This is a genomic window from Dyadobacter sp. HNCC25DJ187 (assembly GCF_056895255.1).
The window spans coordinates 29,000-46,960 of the sequence record NZ_JBXHAT010000004.1 but is presented as its reverse complement, the minus strand read 5'-3'; the positions used below and the strand labels follow the sequence as shown (position 1 = coordinate 46,960).

General features: G+C 41.7%; 16 protein-coding genes. All 16 read left to right on the top strand.

From position 1 onward, the window contains the following. The first annotated feature begins 17 nt into the window (after positions 1–17). Complete coding sequence (locus tag AC1XUE_RS23620) at positions 18–3,110, top strand: TAT-variant-translocated molybdopterin oxidoreductase (protein ID WP_483358461.1); 3,093 nt, start codon at positions 18–20, stop codon at positions 3,108–3,110. Between the two features lie 54 nt (positions 3,111–3,164). After that, positions 3,165–4,598, top strand: a complete 1,434-nt coding sequence (gene nrfD / locus AC1XUE_RS23615; RefSeq protein ID WP_483358460.1) for an NrfD/PsrC family molybdoenzyme membrane anchor subunit — start codon at positions 3,165–3,167, stop codon at positions 4,596–4,598. Positions 4,599–4,644: 46 nt separating this feature from the next. Further along, positions 4,645–5,175, top strand: a complete 531-nt coding sequence (locus AC1XUE_RS23610) for a DUF3341 domain-containing protein (RefSeq protein WP_483358459.1) — start codon at positions 4,645–4,647, stop codon at positions 5,173–5,175. 10 nt (positions 5,176–5,185) lie between these two features. Beyond that, entirely contained in the window at positions 5,186–5,797 is a 612-nt protein-coding gene (locus tag AC1XUE_RS23605; RefSeq protein ID WP_483358458.1) for a c-type cytochrome, read from the top strand. Positions 5,798–5,830: 33 nt separating this feature from the next. Continuing rightward, complete coding sequence (locus AC1XUE_RS23600) at positions 5,831–7,183, top strand: quinol:cytochrome C oxidoreductase (protein WP_483358457.1); 1,353 nt, start codon at positions 5,831–5,833, stop codon at positions 7,181–7,183. A gap of 22 nt (positions 7,184–7,205) precedes the next feature. Continuing rightward, a complete protein-coding gene (locus tag AC1XUE_RS23595) occupies positions 7,206–8,315 on the top strand; it encodes a cytochrome c oxidase subunit II (RefSeq protein WP_483358456.1) in 1,110 nt (369 codons plus the stop codon). 31 nt (positions 8,316–8,346) lie between these two features. After that, positions 8,347–10,221, top strand: coding sequence for a cytochrome c oxidase subunit I (locus tag AC1XUE_RS23590; protein WP_483358455.1), 1,875 nt, complete (start codon positions 8,347–8,349; stop codon positions 10,219–10,221). Beyond that, the gene (locus AC1XUE_RS23585) at positions 10,199–11,197 is read left to right on the top strand and encodes a COX15/CtaA family protein (RefSeq protein WP_483358454.1); all 999 of its coding nucleotides are present in this window, start codon (positions 10,199–10,201) and stop codon (positions 11,195–11,197) included. The genes AC1XUE_RS23590 and AC1XUE_RS23585 overlap by 23 nt, the downstream gene beginning before the upstream one ends. 31 nt (positions 11,198–11,228) lie before the next feature. After that, entirely contained in the window at positions 11,229–12,110 is an 882-nt protein-coding gene (cyoE, locus tag AC1XUE_RS23580) for a heme o synthase (protein WP_483358453.1), read from the top strand. An 18-nt stretch (positions 12,111–12,128) separates the two neighbouring features. Continuing rightward, a complete protein-coding gene (locus AC1XUE_RS23575) occupies positions 12,129–12,716 on the top strand; it encodes a cytochrome c oxidase subunit 3 (RefSeq protein WP_483358452.1) in 588 nt (195 codons plus the stop codon). 13 nt (positions 12,717–12,729) lie between these two features. Further along, positions 12,730–13,500, top strand: a complete 771-nt coding sequence (locus AC1XUE_RS23570) for a cytochrome c oxidase subunit 3 (protein WP_483358451.1) — start codon at positions 12,730–12,732, stop codon at positions 13,498–13,500. 31 nt (positions 13,501–13,531) lie between these two features. Beyond that, the gene (locus AC1XUE_RS23565; protein WP_483358450.1) at positions 13,532–13,861 is read left to right on the top strand and encodes a cytochrome C oxidase subunit IV family protein; all 330 of its coding nucleotides are present in this window, start codon (positions 13,532–13,534) and stop codon (positions 13,859–13,861) included. A 6-nt stretch (positions 13,862–13,867) separates the two neighbouring features. After that, positions 13,868–14,470 (top strand): hypothetical protein, encoded by a 603-nt coding sequence (locus AC1XUE_RS23560; RefSeq protein ID WP_483358449.1) that lies wholly within the window; start codon positions 13,868–13,870, stop codon positions 14,468–14,470. A 3-nt stretch (positions 14,471–14,473) separates the two neighbouring features. Continuing rightward, positions 14,474–15,019 (top strand): DUF420 domain-containing protein, encoded by a 546-nt coding sequence (locus AC1XUE_RS23555; RefSeq protein WP_483358448.1) that lies wholly within the window; start codon positions 14,474–14,476, stop codon positions 15,017–15,019. Beyond that, the gene (locus tag AC1XUE_RS23550) at positions 15,016–15,300 is read left to right on the top strand and encodes a hypothetical protein (RefSeq protein WP_483358447.1); all 285 of its coding nucleotides are present in this window, start codon (positions 15,016–15,018) and stop codon (positions 15,298–15,300) included. Before AC1XUE_RS23555 ends, AC1XUE_RS23550 begins: the two co-directional genes overlap by 4 nt. A gap of 137 nt (positions 15,301–15,437) precedes the next feature. Next, a complete protein-coding gene (locus AC1XUE_RS23545) occupies positions 15,438–17,960 on the top strand; it encodes a glycosyl hydrolase (protein ID WP_483358446.1) in 2,523 nt (840 codons plus the stop codon). Position 17,961 lies beyond the last annotated feature (1 nt).

Sequence of the window (17,961 nt, the reverse complement as noted above, 5' to 3'; positions counted from 1 at the left end):
TTGTATTGAATAGTTTTATGGAAAATACTAATAAAAGATACTGGCGGGGAATTGAAGAGCTGCGAAATGATGAGAAATTTGTTAAAAATGCAGCATCTGAATTTGCCGATGGCCCAACTGAAAGTCAGTATGAGAGTTTGGTAGATGGAGTTGGTACCCATCGCCGTGATTTCTTAAAAGTTTTGGGGTTTGGTATGGCAGCTGTTTCTCTTGCTGCTTGTGAAGCTCCTGTTAAAAAGGCAATACCTTACGTAAATAAGCCTGAGGGTGAATTCCCTACGATATCCAATTGGTATGCTTCCACGTATTCTGAAGGTGGAGATTATGCCAGTATTCTTGTTAAAACCCGTGAAGGCCGGCCTGTTAAAATAGAAGGCAATTCTTTGGGGCAGGCATCGGGCGGTGTTAGCGCTCGTGTACATGCTTCTCTTCTGGGACTGTATGATAATGAAAAACTGAGAGGCCCCAAAAAGGGTGAAGATACTAAGGTGGCATGGGATGCAGTTGACAAGGAAATACTTAGTCAGCTAAAATCTGTTGCAGCAAAAGGTGGCGCAATCCGCATTGTTTCTCCAACGATTTTAAGTCCTTCTACAAAGTCAGTAATCGCTGATTTTACAGCAAAGTATCCAACTACCAAGCATATTGTCTATGATGCCAACTCTTCCTCAGCTATATTGAAAGGTAATGAGTTGTCGTTTGGAAAGTCTGTTCTTCCGGCGTATGATTTCAGCAAAGCGAAAATGATCGTAGGTATCGGAGCTGATTTTCTGGGTACTTGGATATCTCCTGAAACTTACTCTGTGCAATTTGCACGCACACGCTCAGTAAGCAGTGCGAAGGATGGTAAAAAGGAAATGTCGCGTCTGTATCAGTTCGAGTCGACCATGTCACTGACTGGCTCTAATGCAGATTATCGTACATCTGTAAAGCCATCACAACTTGGACTGGTTGTGACATCACTTTACAATAAAGTTGCAGCAAAACTTGGAGGGCAGTCTCTATCTGCGCCAGCGCTGGATGTAAACAACCTTGACAAGGCTGCTAATGAACTGGTGAAAGCCAAGGGGGAGGCACTTGTTGTTTGTGGTGTGAATGATCCTGCGGTTCAGGTTATTGTAAACGCCTTGAACGCTTTGTTGGGAAGCTACGGGACTACGATCGATATCGACAATCCTGTGTATTTCCGCCAGGGTGATGATGTTGCAATGAATGGCTTCGTAGACGAGGTTAAAGGAGGAAGAGTTGATGCCGTTATTTTATACGGTGCTAATCCGGTTTATGATCATCCACGTGGAGCAGAGCTTGCTGCTGCGCTTCCTAAGGTTGCATTGAGTGTTTCATTCAATGATAGGGCTGACGAAACCTCTTCTCTTTTCAAATACATTCTTCCTGCTCCTCATTATTTGGAATCATGGAATGATGCTGAGCCAAAAGCTGGATTATTCAGTCTTGCTCAACCAACGATAGGTTTGATATTTAATACAAGACAGGCGCAGTCGAGCTTGTTGAAATGGGCAGAACTTCCTTCTGACTTCCATGAGTACATGAAAGCGTTCTGGCGTAAAAATGTATATACGCAAGGTGGAACCGGGGATTTCGAGAAATTCTGGGTGAAATCATTACATGATGGTGTTTTTGCAACCAATCGTGCAGTAGTTGCTTCTGCAGCTTCATTTGCAGGAGATCTTGCTTCAGCTGGTGCAGCGGTAGGGAAAAAATACAAGGCGTCTGCTTCGGGAATTGAACTGGTCATTTTCGAGAATGTAGGAATAGGAAATGGTGCCGTTGCAAATAATCCTTGGCTTCAGGAGTTTCCTGAGCCTATTACCAAAGCTTGTTGGGACAACCACGCTGGTATATCTCAAAAGACTGCTACAGAACTTGGCGTTGCTCAGGGAGATGTGGTTAAGGTTGATCTCAAAGGGAAATCGATTGACGTTCCGGTAATCATTCAGCCAGGTCTTGCAGCAGGTACCGTTGCGATTGCAATAGGTTATGGTCGTGAGAAAGCAGGTAAATCTGCCAACGGTGTTGGTAAGAATGTTTATCCGCTTGCTGCTTTTAGTGAAGGTTTTCTTTCATTTACTCCTGGTGAAGTAACAATATCGAAAACGGGTGAAACCAGAGAGATCGCGCAAACTCAGACGCACAATACGGTAATGAATCGTAAGTCGGTATTGCAGGAAACGGTGCTTGCACAGTTCCAACAAGATCCGATGGCTGGTCGTTTCGTACCAAAAATACCAACTTCTGAAGGTTCGGTAGACGCTACAGATCTTTCGCTTTGGAATGGACACCAATATAAAAATCACTCATGGGGAATGGTCATTGACCTGAACACATGTTTTGGTTGCGGATCATGTGTAATCAGCTGCCAGGCAGAAAACAACATTCCTGTTGTAGGTCGTCAGGAGGTGATTAACGCCCGTGAAATGCACTGGTTAAGAATTGACCGGTATTACAGCAGTGATGCTGATGTAGAAGACTTGAGAGGATTGGAAATTGCGTCTGAGAATCCGGAGGTTACATTCCAGCCTATGCTTTGCCAGCACTGTAACAACGCTCCATGTGAGACTGTTTGTCCGGTACTAGCTACTACGCATAGCTCTGAAGGTTTAAATCAGATGGCTTACAACCGTTGTGTAGGTACTCGTTACTGTGCAAATAACTGTCCTTATAAAGTACGTCGTTTCAACTGGTTTAAATACTTTGATAACGACAATTTTGATTACGCATTCAATAATGACCTTGGTAAAATGGTCATTAACCCGGATGTAACAGTTAGATCAAGAGGGGTTATCGAAAAATGTTCGTTCTGTGTACAGCGTATTCAAGAAGGTAAACTTACAGCAAGAAAAGAAAGAAGACGGGTTGAAGATGGCGAAATCACAACGGCATGTTCGCAATCATGCCCAACGAATGCTATTACTTTCGGTGACATGAATGATCCGGAAAGCAAGATATCTCAATTGCTTACCGAAGAGCGTGAAGGAAGAGCATTCCACATGCTTGAAGAGATCAACGTGCGTCCACAGATTTCTTACCTGACTAAGGTTCGTAACAAAGACGTGGCAGCGAAAGTTGAAGCGAAGAAGGAACACGCTTAATTTCTGTATAGATAGTATTAATTTGAAGATTAAATCATTATAAATTAGAGTAGTATGCATGTTACTTCACCCGTGAGAGAACCCCTTGTACAAGGTGGGAAAACGTACGCAGACGTAACGGAGGATATATGCCGCCACGTAGAAGGAGCTCCTACCAAAGAATGGAAAATTGCATTTGGTATCTCTCTTTTGGTTCTGGCCTATGGTACCGTATGTTTGGCATGGACCTGGTGGGAAGGCCTCGGAGTATGGGGATTAAATAAAACCGTAGGTTGGGCATGGGATATCACCAACTTCGTATGGTGGGTAGGTATCGGTCACGCCGGAACACTTATTTCTGCGATTCTTTTACTTTTCCGTCAGAAGTGGAGAACATCTATCAACAGAGCTGCGGAAGCGATGACAATCTTCGCAGTTATATGTGCAGCATCATTCATCCTGATGCACATGGGGCGTCCGTGGATGGCTTACTGGGCACTTCCGCTACCAAACGTATTCGGATCTCTTTGGGTTAACTTTAACTCACCTCTTGTTTGGGACGTTTTCGCAATCAGTACCTATTTCTCTGTATCACTTGTATTCTGGTATATTGGTCTTATTCCTGACCTTGCTACAATCCGTGACCGCGCAACCAGTAAAGTTTCGCGCTTCATGTATGGAACATTTGCAATGGGCTGGGACGGATCAGCTAAAACCTGGTCTCGTTACGAATACATCAGCTTAATTCTTGCTGGTCTTTCTACTCCGCTTGTACTTTCTGTACACACGATTGTAAGTATGGACTTTGCAACTTCGGTAATTCCGGGATGGCATACGACTATCTTCCCCCCGTACTTCGTTGCAGGTGCTATTTTCTCAGGTTTTGCTATGGTACAAAACCTGATGTTGATTACACGTGTAGTATACAGACTTGAAGATTACATTACCCTTGAGCACATTGAGACGATGAACAAGGTAATTACGCTGACAGGTTCTGTAGTGGGTGTGGCTTATATTACTGAGTTCTTTATTGCATGGTATAGTGGTGTGGAATATGAATATTATGCATTCTATAACCGTATGACAGGACCTTATTGGTGGGCATATTGGGCGATGATGACATGTAATGTAATTTCTCCACAGCTATTCTGGTCTCGTAAACTGCGTCGCAGCATTACATTTACATTCTTTATCTCAGTTGTGGTTAACATCGGTATGTGGTTTGAACGTTTCGTAATTATTGTTACTTCTCTTCACCGCGACTATATACCTTCAAGCTGGGCGATGTTCTCACCAACACGTTATGATATAGGTGACTACATCTTCTCATTCGGTCTTTTCTTCACACTGTTCCTGCTGTTCTCTAAATATCTGCCGGTTGTCAATATGGCTGAAGTTAAAGCGGTAATCCGTTCTACTTCTGCTCAGTTGCCTAAGAAAGTAGGAGGAGTTGCTAAAGTAAGAAATCGTGGAGCTGCGGAGCCGGCTTTTAATAAAGATAGCGAGTAGATCTAACCGTAATAGTCGAGAAAGAATTTAACATTAGTATTAATATATGGCAGAGTTAACTGGTAAATATTTAGTTGGTGTCTATGACGACGACGATATCGTTTTACATGCGGTGCCACGTTTGAGAAAGGCTGGAATAAAAATCCAAGAAGTATATTCTCCTTTCCCTATACATGGTCTTGACGATGCATTGGGTCACCCGAGAACCAGAATTGGTATAGCTGCATTTATGTTTGGTGTAACAGGTTGCTGCGTAGCCTTAACACTGATGATCTGGACCATGGGATTTGATTGGCCTATGATTATTGGTGGTAAAGATTCGATATCTATTCCAAATTATATTCCTATCACATTTGAGTTGACAGTACTTTTCACCGCATTCGGTATGGTAACAACGTTCTTTATATCGAACGGTTTAAGTCCGGCTGCTCATAATCACAAAAGATTTGACGTAAGATCAACGGATAATAAATTTGTGATGGCAATTGACATGGGAAGAAATTCTATGTCGGAAGAGGAAATCACACGCGCACTGAAAGACAGTGGTGCTGAGGAAGTAAATATCAGACAATTTTAATGTTTGAAAGATGAAATTGAGAAATTTATATAAGTTTTCGGGTACACTTCTGTTTATGGCAGTGCTTGCAATGGCAGGCTGTCAGCGTGATCCGAACGATCCGGGAAAAGAGTATGCACCTAATATGTACCTTCCTGTAGGTTATGAACCATATAAGCAGGAAAAGGCGAATCCAATCAATCCGCAGGGACTTACTATGAGACTGCCGGTTGAAGGAACAGTTGCTCGTCGTAATTATAAAACTTCCTTTGGAGACGGAGATTCTGCTCAGGTTGATTTGATGGTCTACAACATTCCTGCTGATAGCATCGCAATTGCAGAGAAAGTGTTGAAGAACCCAATTCCTTTGAATGAAAAGACATTGGCGGAGGGAAAGATCATGTACGAAAGATATTGCCAACATTGCCATGGTGCAAGTGGTGCCGGAGATGGTAAAGTAGCCGGTATGTACAAAGGTGTTCCTAACTATTCAAGCGATGCTTACAAAGGAATGAATGAAGGACATATCTTCCATGTAATTACGCATGGAAAGGCAAGGATGTGGCCTCACGGCTCACAAATTAATCCGGAGGAGCGGTGGAAGATTGTACATTATGTACAGAAACTGCAAAAAGGAGCTTAATTCAATTTGATAACTGAGTAATAATAATTTATAATGGCATCAGCACATTCGATTCCTTCTATTGAAGAACGGTTTGAATTTACTTCGGGGGCTAAGAGAAACTTAATCATAGGTGGGGCCGTCGGTGTTGCTCTGATCGCACTGGGCGCTTATCTGGCTGCCAGCGGTGGGGGTCATCATGAAGTAGCTCATGGAGCAGAACACGCTGCATCGGCAATAGCACATCCAACTCCGGAAAATGCTTCCAAAGTACATGTTGCAGCTGAAGCAGGTCATCATGCGAAAGGATTGGGCGCGCGTATCTGGGCAAATCTCTGGGTAAACGCTGTATACTTTACGGGTATATCTGTGATTGGTATGTTCTTTATCTCATACAACTATCTTGCGCAAGCGGGTTGGTCTGCAGTGTTTAAAAGAATTCCGGAAGCGCTTCCAGCATTTCTTCCGTTTACAGGGATTATTATGTTAATCACCTTTTTCATGGGTGGTCATGACTTATTTCACTGGACGGATTCAAGCCTTTACGAAGTAGGTGGCCCACATTATGATCCGATTATTGCTGGTAAACAAGGTTTTTTAAATACACCATTCTTCGTAATACGCCTGGTTCTCTATTTTGTACTTTGGTACGGAATGTGGAGAGTAATACGTAATTATTCGTTGCAGGAAGATGAAATCGGTGGAACTGAGCTATATGACAAATCTATACGTTTAGGTACTGCTTTCCTTGTAGTATTTGGTGTTACTTCATCTACATCTGCTTGGGACTTTGTCATGTCGATTGACACCCACTGGTTCAGTACAATGTTTGGTTGGTATACATTGGCAAGCTGGCACGTGGCTGGTCTGGCTGTGATTACACTGACAATCGTTATGTTGAGAGAACGCGGATATTTGCGTGCTGTGAATTCCAGTCACCTGAGAGATTTGGGTAAGTTTGTTTTTGCTTTCAGCATTTTCTGGACATATGTTTGGTTTGCACAATTCTTACTTATCTACTATGCCAACATGCCGGAAGAAACGATCTATTATATCGAGCGTTTCAGAGGATATGAAGGTTTCTTCAAAGCTCCTTTCTTTATTACTTTGATCCTTAATTTCTTCTTGCCATTCCTTATATTGATGACAAGAGATGCAAAGGCAACACACTCTATTTTGAAAGTGGCTTGCTGGTGTGTTATCATTGGTCATTACATGGATTTCTATACCAACATTATGCCTGGAACAATGGGTGCAAGTGCTGGATTCGGACCATTAGAATGGGGTTTCTTCGTCGTATTCCTTTGTGCATTCGGATATAGCATAGCATCTCAACTGGAAAAAGCAAATCTGATACCAAGACATCACCCCATGTTGGAGGAGTCATTACATCACGATATAGCTTAATTCGCAAAACTGTTAATTTATCATGTATTATATCATCGCATTAGTTGCTCTTGTTTTTGTGGTTCTCACAGGTATTGTGATTTCCAGACTCCAAGGTGTTATCAAGAGTGTAAAGAAAGAGGAGACTCCGGACGCTGTTCCTGCCGGAAATAAAGTAAATGGAGCTTTGTTTATTGTTATACTTGTTTTGGGAGGGATTGCTATAACGTGGTCTTATCTGCATGCAAGAGAATTCTTCCTTCCGGAAGCTTCTTCCATTCACGGAAGAAGAACTGACGATTTGTTCTGGTTCTCTATGGGAGTGCTTACCATTCCTTTTATTTTGGTAAACTTCCTGATATTCTTCTTTGCATGGAAGTATCAATACAAAAAGAATCACAGAGCTTCTTTTTATCCTGACAACCACAAGCTCGAACTGATTTGGACAATTATTCCGGCGATCGTAATGGCGCTTCTTGTATTTACAGGATGGAAAGCATGGTCGGATATCACGTCTGAAGCTCCAAGGGATGCAGAAGTTATTGAGATCACAGGTAAGCAATTCAACTGGATTGTTCGTTACGGAGGTGTGAATGATAACAAACTTGGTAACTACAATTACAAACTGATTGATGCCCAAAATGAAGTAGGTATAGATTTGTCAGATGAGAACTCGTTTGATGACTTCCAGAATCCTACGGAAATGCACATTCCTGTTAACAGACCAGTACTTTTAAAAATTCGTGCACGTGATGTAATTCATAGTGTTTTTATTCCTCACATGAGGGTTAAAATGGATGCTGTACCGGGTATGCCAACTAAGTTTTGGTTTGTTGCTGATAAAACTACGGCGCAAATGCAGTCAGAGTTGAATGATCCTAATTTCAAGTATGAAATTGCTTGTACTGAGATTTGTGGTCAGGGACACTTTTCAATGAAGATCAATTTGGTAGTAGACGACGAGGAGAGTTATAAAAAGTGGTGCTCAGAACAGTCTACTTTCTTACAGACATATCCAGAATACCTGGCTAAGGTACCAGATAATCTTAAGGCAAAGGCAATGAAAGGTTTACCGGAAACAACTACTGCACCAGCAGATAGCTCGGCTTCCGGAAGTGTGGGGGGTGTAAGCGCGGGTAGCAGTATCCGTTAATAGTAATAATCTAAAAATATCTTATAGTTATATGTCAGCTGTTGAAGGAATGGATACCGGCCATGTCGATGCACACGATCATCACCATGAGTCTCAAAACTTCTGGCAGAAGTATATCTTCTGTGAAGACCACAAAATTATCGCGAAGCAATACCTGATTACGGGGATTATCTGGGCAGTTGTAGGTATATCGATGTCTATTATTTTCCGTATCCAGTTGGGTATGCCTGATTCCAACCTATCCTGGTTAAAACCTATATTGGGAGGATGGATCAGCGATAGCGGGAAATTGGATCCGAACTTTTATCTGGCTTTAGTTACAATGCACGGTACCATTATGGTATTCTTTGTATTGACTGCCGGATTGAGTGGTACTTTCAGTAACTTCCTTATTCCCCTTCAAATCGGTGCACGTGATATGGCATCCGGTTTTATGAATATGCTGTCTTACTGGTTCTTTTTTCTTGCCAGTATCATTATGTTCGCATCGTTATTTCTGCAAGCAGGTCCTGCAGCGGGTGGTTGGGTAATTTATCCGCCTTTGAGCGCCTTGCCTCAGGCTCACCCTGGTTCAGGAATGGGGATGACTTTGTGGTTAACCAGTATGGCTTTCTTTATCGTGTCACAGCTGTTGGGTGGTATTAACTACATTACGAGTATAATTAACTTGAGAACAAGGGGTATGTCTTTTGATCGTCTTCCTTTGACGATCTGGTCATTCCTTATTACAGCAGTGTTGGGTCTTATTTCTTTCCCAGTATTGTTATCTTCAGTATTGTTGCTGATTATGGATCGTCACTTCGGAACGAGTTTTTATCTTTCGGATATCTATATCAATGGTGAAGCTTTGCCGAACGTAGGTGGTAGTCCAATCTTGTTCCAACACTTATTCTGGTTCCTGGGTCACCCTGAAGTATATATTGTATTGTTACCAGGTTTGGGTATTACTTCTGAAGTAATCGCTACTAATTCTCGTAAGCCAATCTTTGGATACCGCGCTATGATCGCATCTATGTTAGGTATTGCATTCCTGGCGTTCATCGTATGGGCTCACCACATGTTTGTAACAGGTATGAATCCGTTCCTTGGATCTGTATTCATGTTCCTGACACTGATCATTGCTGTACCATCTGCAGTAAAAGGGTTTAACTACATTACTACATTGTGGAAGGGTAACATCGTGTTTACTCCTGGTATGTTGTTCTCAATAGGTTTGGTTTCTCTGTTTGTATCCGGAGGTCTTACCGGGATCATTCTAGGAAACAGCGCACTGGATATCCAATTACATGATACCTATTTCGTAGTAGCTCACTTTCACCTTGTAATGGGAGCGGCATCTGCATTTGGGTTGTTTGCAGGGGTATACCACTGGTTCCCTAAGATGTTTGGCCGTATGATGAATCCGACACTTGGTCAGATCCACTTCTGGTTTACTTTTATAGGTATTTATCTGGTTTTCATACCAATGCACTATGTGGGTATAGCGGGTTTCCCTCGTAGATATTACCAGTTCACAAGCTACGACTTTACGCACAAGTTTATGGACATGAACATGTTCATATCTGTCGCAGCGATATTCTCATTCCTTGCACAGTTTATTTTCCTTTGGAACTTCTTCTATAGTATTTTCAAGGGCAAGAGAGCTCCTCTTAACCCATGGAGATCGAATACGCTTGAATGGACAACGCCTGTTGAGCCGGTACACGGTAACTGGGTTGGTGAAATACCTGCTGTATATCGTTGGTCTTACGACTATAGTAAACCAGGTGCTAAGGAAGACTTTATTCCACAAAATATACCTTATTCTCAGACACTGGAATCCAATTTCCCACATGAGAATGAACTGATCGCGACGGAGAAATTAATCGAGGCGCAGAATTTTAATGACCAGTTCAACGCACATTGATTTTAAAGCCAGCCGGAAATTTCGCCGGCTGGCTTTAAATACTGTTATTTCGCTGTATCTGGTGATTATTGCCGGAGGAGTTGTGAGAAGTACGGGTTCTGGAATGGGTTGTCCCGACTGGCCAAAGTGTTTTGGGCAATGGGTTCCTCCAACTGAACTTTCCCAGCTTCCAGCAGATTACAAGGAAATTTACGGGGCTAAGCTGAAAGGTGAAGTAGAGTTCAACGTAGTAAAGACCTGGACGGAGTATGTAAATCGTCTGGTGGGAGTTGTGACAGGAATCATGATTTTTCTGACTCTGCTGGCCTCTATTCCATATCTCAAAGCGGGCTATGGAAAAATATTCTACTACAGCCTGTCAGCTTTTATCTTAGTAGGAATTCAGGGATGGTTGGGAGCAAAGGTTGTTGCCACTGAGTTAATGCCGGGAATGATTACGGTACATATGTTATTGGCTATAGTCATAGTCTTCATATTGTTGTATTTATTTACGTGGTCATCCTTTTCAGTCGGTTCGTTCAAATCTGACAGCAATAAGCCTGTATTAAATAAGCTGGGTTTATTAGTTCTTACATTATCACTAGTACAAATTGTACTCGGAACGCAGGTTCGGGAGAATATGGATGAAGTGATTCATTCGCTAGGATACGGAGCAAGAGAGGAGTGGATTGACCAGCTTGGAACAGGATTTTATATTCACCGGTCATTTTCAATATTGGTAGTTTTAGCTAATTTTTATTGGCTTTATCAGGTTGAGAAAAGTGTAGCAGACAGCAGGCTGAAAAAATTTGTTAAAGGATGCCAGCTTGTATTGCTATTGGAATTGTTATCAGGAATTACCATGGCTTATTTTGGAGTTCCGCCGTTTGCACAGCCTATGCATTTGACAATGGGTATTCTGTTAATTGGAATACAATATGTGATCTGGCTGTTGATCAATGAGAATAAGTTTTTAGTAAAAAGGAGTTTGGTGTAACAGGATAGGAGAAAGAGAAGTGAGTAAAATAATGACATCATCAATAACGGAAGTAGCTTTCGGTGATAGACTGAGGATAGGTTTTGAGTTACTTAAATTCAGACTGGCATCTTTGATCGCTTTCTCCGGTGCTATGGGCTACTGTCTCGGTGCGAAGGAAGTTGTTTGGACAAAATTAGTTCTCTTCGTGATAGCGTCAATCGGAATTACCGGTGCAGCAAATATAATCAATCAGATCCTTGAGAAGGATACTGACAGAATGATGAAAAGGACAGCGTCGCGTCCTTTACCAAGCGGAAGAATTTCAGTGAATGAAGCTATCACATTGTGCATAGTTCTGGCTGTTGTATCGCTTTTCATATTTGTATCTGTTTTTAATGTAATTACCGGACTGATTTCTTTGCTTTCTCTGGTGTTATACGGATTTGTATATACACCCTTGAAAAAGGTAGGCCCGATAGCAGTTTTTGTAGGGGCATTTCCGGGAGCATTCCCTCCAATGATTGGATGGCTTGCAGCTACGAATCAATTCGGACTAGAACCAGGAATTTTGTTCGCCATTCAGTTTTTCTGGCAGTTTCCTCATTTTTGGGCTATTGCCTGGGTTTTGGATGAAGATTACAAAAGAGCAGGGTTCAAATTGCTTCCTGCGAAGGGATTGAAAGATGCAGATTCTGCACTGCAGATGATGATCTATACATTGTTTTTGTTGCCTATAGGCTGGTTGCCATATGAGTTAGGAATGACAGGTATCAATTCGGCATTTGTAGCGACAATTTTCGGAGTGCTTTTTTTAGCACAAACTTTCCACCTGATGCGAAAGTGTACGGATAAAACGGCACGTCAGCTTATGTTTGGATCATTTATATATTTACCTATCGTTCAGATAGCTTTTTTGTTGGATAAACTGTGATATAAGATTTTAAGAGAGATGGAAAATATTCAGCAGGTCAATATAGATAGAGAGCCTAAAGTGCCTTTGGCGATGGACCCTATCAAATTTATTTTATGGTTATTTCTGGTTAGTATCATTATGTTATTTGCTTCTCAAACCAGTGCTTATCTGGTGAGAAGGGCTGAGGGTAACTGGCTTGAGTTTGAAATGCCTGTGATTTTTTGGTACAGTAGTGCTGTTTTAATAGCAAGTAGTGTAGCTATGCACTGGGCTTATCTGTCTGCAAAAAAAGATCAGTTCAAACAATTGAAGATGGCAATTTCTATTACATTTGTGCTGGGTCTTCTTTTTCTTTGGATGCAGTTTGAAGGATGGAAGCAACTGGTGGCGATGAATGTATATTTTGTAGGAAACCCATCAGGCTCGTTTTTTTATGTGTTTACAGGACTGCACGGTTTTCACATCATCACTGGTTTAATAGTGCTGATCACTGCTCTGACTGCAGCGTTTCGTTTGAATGTTCATTCTAAGAATCTGAGAAGAATTCAGATATGTACCACTTATTGGCACTTTCTAGATATTCTCTGGTTATACCTTTTTGTTTTTTTATTGACTTTTAATTGATAATTTTTCACCAATGGCTGCACATGTAACAACACCTGGCTCGGTAGAACCCAAAATGTGGATGGGAGGTATTGAGCCTATGAAAGCGAGTTACGGTAAACTAATGATGTGGTTTTTCCTCATTTCAGATACTTTTACTTTCTCTGCCTTATTGGTGGCGTATGGGTATCAGAGATTTAGTTTTCCCGCGTTTTCAGGTGATTTTGCTGACTTTACGTTTTCTAATTTATACTGGCCAATTCCTGAAAAGGTATATGAGGCGGTTCCGTTTTTACATGGAATGTCACTGCCTTTGGTATTTGTGGGTATCATGACTTTCATACTTATCGCAAGTAGTGTAACGATGGTATTGGCAGTAGAAGCAGGACACCGTATGGATCGTGCAAGTGTTGAAAAATATATGCTTTGGACTATCCTGGGTGGTTTTACGTTCCTAGGTTGCCAGGCTTGGGAATGGGCTCACTTTATTCATGGGACTGATTCGGGATCTGTTTTTACAGTAATCGAGAACGGAGTTGAAGTCACCAAAACAGTATTTGGGGCTAATCTGACAGAGAACCAGTATGGTCCTCCGGCATTTGCTGATTTCTTCTTTTTTATTACCGGGTTCCACGGAACGCACGTATTCAGTGGTGTGATTTTGAATATCCTGATTTTCTTCCGTGCAGCAACAGGTCTTTATGACAGACGCGGTAGCTACGAAATGGTTGAAAAGGTTGGTTTGTACTGGCACTTTGTAGACCTTGTTTGGGTATTTGTATTTACATTCTTTTATCTGGTTTAGTCGCACGGAAACCTCTTAATATTTAGATATCATGTCAGAAGTTCATCATATACATAATCAGGATCCTAATGCAGGTGCTGAACAACGCAAAGCAATCTGGAAAACGTTCTGGATCCTGTTGATTCTTACCGCGCTGGAATTCCTTATTGCATTTACTGTTCCTCACGGTGTATTGAAGATTAGTATCTTCATCGTAATGACTATCGTGAAAGCGTTCTATATCGTGGGTGAGTTTATGCACTTAAAACACGAATCAAAGTCTTTGATATGGTCCATACTGGTACCAATATTATTTGTAGCATGGTTAATCCTTGCGCTTCTGCTTGAAGGACAGGCTATCTACGACGCCATCTTTGGTTAAGAATAAATGATAAAAAAATATGTCAAGGCCGGATTACTGATTGTAACATTAGTAATACCGGCTTTGGTTTTTGGCTTCCTGAGGTTCTTTACAACGAACCATTATAATATTCCCTATTTCCATCCGGTTAAAGATTCAGCTGGTGTGGTTTCGATCATTAAGGGTGATACCATCTTTTACGCTTTGCCTGATATTGCTGGCTACAGCTTTAATAATAAGCTTACCGTAGTAAGTTATTTTGGCAGGAATTGTGAGGATAGCTGTGAAGTGATGCGTGATAATCTGGATAGAATTTATGGACTCAGAGAGGGAATCAAAGACTTGAATCTGATGTTGGTAAGTGATACGATAATTAATCTAGGGAAAGATTGGAAAGAGGGTGTGCAGATTGTCACCTTGAACAAGGTGGAGCAGACCAATATTTTGAAATGGGATTATACGGACATTGCTAAAAGTGCCAGAGGTGAGCAGGAGACGAAATGGCTGTTGGTCGACAAGGATGGGCACATCAGAGGATATTACAACGGAGCCAGCCGTGAAGAGACGGATCGGTTAATGGCGGAAATAAAAATTTTAGATTTAGGCGAAAAAAGAGGTTTGGTGAAATAGGTTATGGCGACATTAATGCTTGATAAGGATCAGAAGAAGTACGAGCGCATCATCAATATACTTGCTATAGCTATTCCTGTAGCCGTGGCAGCCATATTGGGTATCAGACAAAAGGTAGAGCTTGGTGAGTGGACGAGGGTCCTTCCGCATGTGATAGGAGTTATTAACTCACTTACTGCTATATGCCTTATTGCAGGCTATTACCATATCAGAAGAGGAAATGTAAACGGACACCGACAAATGATGACCGCAGCTTTTGGTTTGGGAGCTGTCTTTCTGGTTTGTTATGTACTTTACCACATTTCTAATCAGTCTACTCCATTTGGAGGTGAAGGAGCAATTCTACGTTTTACTTATTACTTTTTATTGATTTCGCATATTTTGTTATCGATCGGGGTAGTTTGGTTCGTGCTCAGAGCGGTCTATTTTGGCTATACCAATCAATTACCTCAACATAGGAAAGCAGTGAAATTTGCTTTTCCGATATGGTTATATGTAAGTATCAGCGGGGTAGTTGTATATTTGATGATAAGTCCATATTACGTATGAAAAAGATAGCTGTTTTATTCGGAATGCTGGCCATGCTGGTATTGACATCTGCTGATTCCTGGGCTCAGTGTGCTATGTGCCGTGGCTCTGTGGAAAGCACGATCGGAAACGGAAGAAATAATGTAGGAGTGGGGTTGAATACAGGTATTGTGTATTTGTTTGTCATGCCATACCTGATTGTAGCAGTAATTGGATACCTCTGGTACCGTAATAGTAAAAGGGATCAGGCAGCGCGTGATTTTATCAACTCACGGGTTAAACATGCCTATTCTCAAAATTAGTTTATCACCACCATGAATATGTATGAGGCGGAATCGGAAACGGTTTCGCCTTTTTTGTTAGTAATGTCTATGAAAATATTCATGTAAAGTAGGGTAAGAAATTTGGACCGTGTCTTTAAATGAAAAAAATGTTTACAATGCGTATTAAAATCCTTTTATGCCTGTGTTGCTTTGCATGGAATGCAAACGCACAGAATATTTCAACCGCGAAGCCCTGGACTTATTGGTGGTGGATGGGTAGTGCTGTCAAAAAACAAGACATCAAGGTCCAGTTGGAAACTTTCAAAAAGTCGGGTTTGGGGGGAGTTCATATCATCCCTATTTATGGTGCAAAAGGAGCGGAAAAAGACTTTATTCCATTCTTAAGTCCTAAATGGTTAGAGATGATGGAATACACAATAGAGCAAGGTAAGAGGTTAGAATTGGGCGTTGATATGACCACAGGAACCGGCTGGCCATTTGGAGGACCTAACGTTACTCCTGAACTGGGTGCAATGCAGATGGAGGTTGCCGATGGTGCCCCAACTGTAAAGAATACCAAACAAATGGTGAAACGAGCTGCACCGGGTGGCGAAGGATTGGTATTTAATCCGTTTCACAAATCTGCAATGTCTCAATATCTGACTCGATTTGATTCTGCATTTTCGACTGTAAAACAGAAGCCGAGATCGATGTATATGGATTCCTACGAAGCCTATGGTGCTAACTGGACAGAGGATTTTCTAAGCGAATTTCAGAAAAGAAGAGGATATGACCTCAGGCCCAATCTGGCTTTACTAAAAGATTCGGTTAATAAGGAAAATGCACAATTGGTGAGAATCGATTATCAGCAAACGTTGGCTGAGCTCTTACGGGAGCGTTATGCAAATACCTGGACCAAATGGAGTAAAAATAAAGGATTTGTTACCCGCTACCAGGCACATGGGTCACCGGGAAATCTTCTGGATTTGTATGATGAGTCCGATATTCCAGAAACAGAGTCATTCGGGACGAGTCGCTTTCCTATTCCGGGACTTCGCGTGGATCCTGACTATTCTATTAAGCAGTTTGGAACACCGAATCCTCTGGCAATGAAATTTGCATCATCTGCAGCACATTTTTCGGGGAAAAAATTAGTGAGTTCTGAAACCAGTACCTGGCTTGCGAATCATTTCAAAGTCTCCTTGTCTCAAATTAAGCCTCAGATTGATGAACTGTTTGTTTCTGGTATCAATCATATATTTTACCACGGAACTACTTATTCACCTGTTGACGAAGCTTATCCCGGATGGTTGTTTTATGCGTCAACCAACTATGGTCCGACTTCCCATTTTGCAGAGCATTTTCATCTCTTGAATCAATATGTAGAAAAATGTCAGAGCATTTTACAGAATAGTAAGCCTGATAATGATGTGCTCGTCTATTTCCCGATCCACGATTTGTGGGCGAAACCTGCGAGATCGTCTGGTGGAGTACACCTATTAGAAGTGCACCACGTAGACAGATGGCTGCTTGATCTCCCATTTGGAAAGCTGACACAGAAACTTTGGAAAGAGGGTTACTCTTTCGACTTTGTATCGGACCGACAGCTGGAGAGACTTAAAGTGGATGCAAATGGGAACCTGGCTTCCGAATCAACGGCCTATAAAACTTTGATCATCCCATCGGAAACATATATGCCGGAAGAAACGTTGGCACTGCTTCTCCAACTCGCTAAAGCAGGCGGCAAGATTATTTTTCAGGGAAAAACACCTGAGCAGGTTGCTGGCTTTAACAGACATCAGGAAAGACAAAAGGTATTCGTAGAGAATATATCTGCACTGGCTAAGTTAAGCTCTGTACAGGTGGGCAATGATATTGATAAGTTGTTGGAGAAAAATGGTGTCGTACAAGAGGCGCTTTCAAAAAAGGGTCTTTCATATATCCGTAAGACAAGAGATGGTAAGATTGTATATTTCGTGTCCAATCTGGGAAATACTTTTTCTGAGGGATGGGTGTCACTTGGGAAGATCAAGTCGGTTGCTAAAAATGATCCTTTGACCGGAACTTCAATATTGGCGAAAAGAGATAGTGCAGGAATTGCTCAGGTTTATCTCAATTTGTTACCCGGACAATCCTGCTTTCTGGAAGAATCAGCGGGGCCTCAGACAGCTTCAAAAGGCAATGGAGTTGTAAAGAAGATTCCTGTTACAGGTAGTTGGAATATCAGTTTTATAAAAGGACGTCCATCGTTACCTAAGCCTGTAAAGTTGCAGCAATTAGGTTCATGGACTGAGCTATCAGATTCTGCAGTTTATTTTTCTGGTACAGCGAGGTATACTCTGACGTTTGATGTACCGAAAGCAGTGTTAACGAAAAGAGCTTTACAACTAGATTTGGGTGATGTGCGAGAAGTGGCGTCGGTTAAAATCAATGGGAAGGATCTGGGGACGTTTTGGTCAATTCCATTTATTGCAGATATAATACCCGGAATTCTTAAGGAAAAGGGGAATGAAATGGAAATTGAGGTTACCAATCTGTCTGCTAATTACATGCGTTTGCGCGACAGGCAGCTTCCTGACTGGAAGAAATTTTATGATATTAACGTTGCAGATATTACCTATAAGAAGTTCGATGCCTCCTCATGGCAACCTATGCCGTCAGGGCTGCTCGAACCTCTTAAAATAGTATATCAGGACTAAG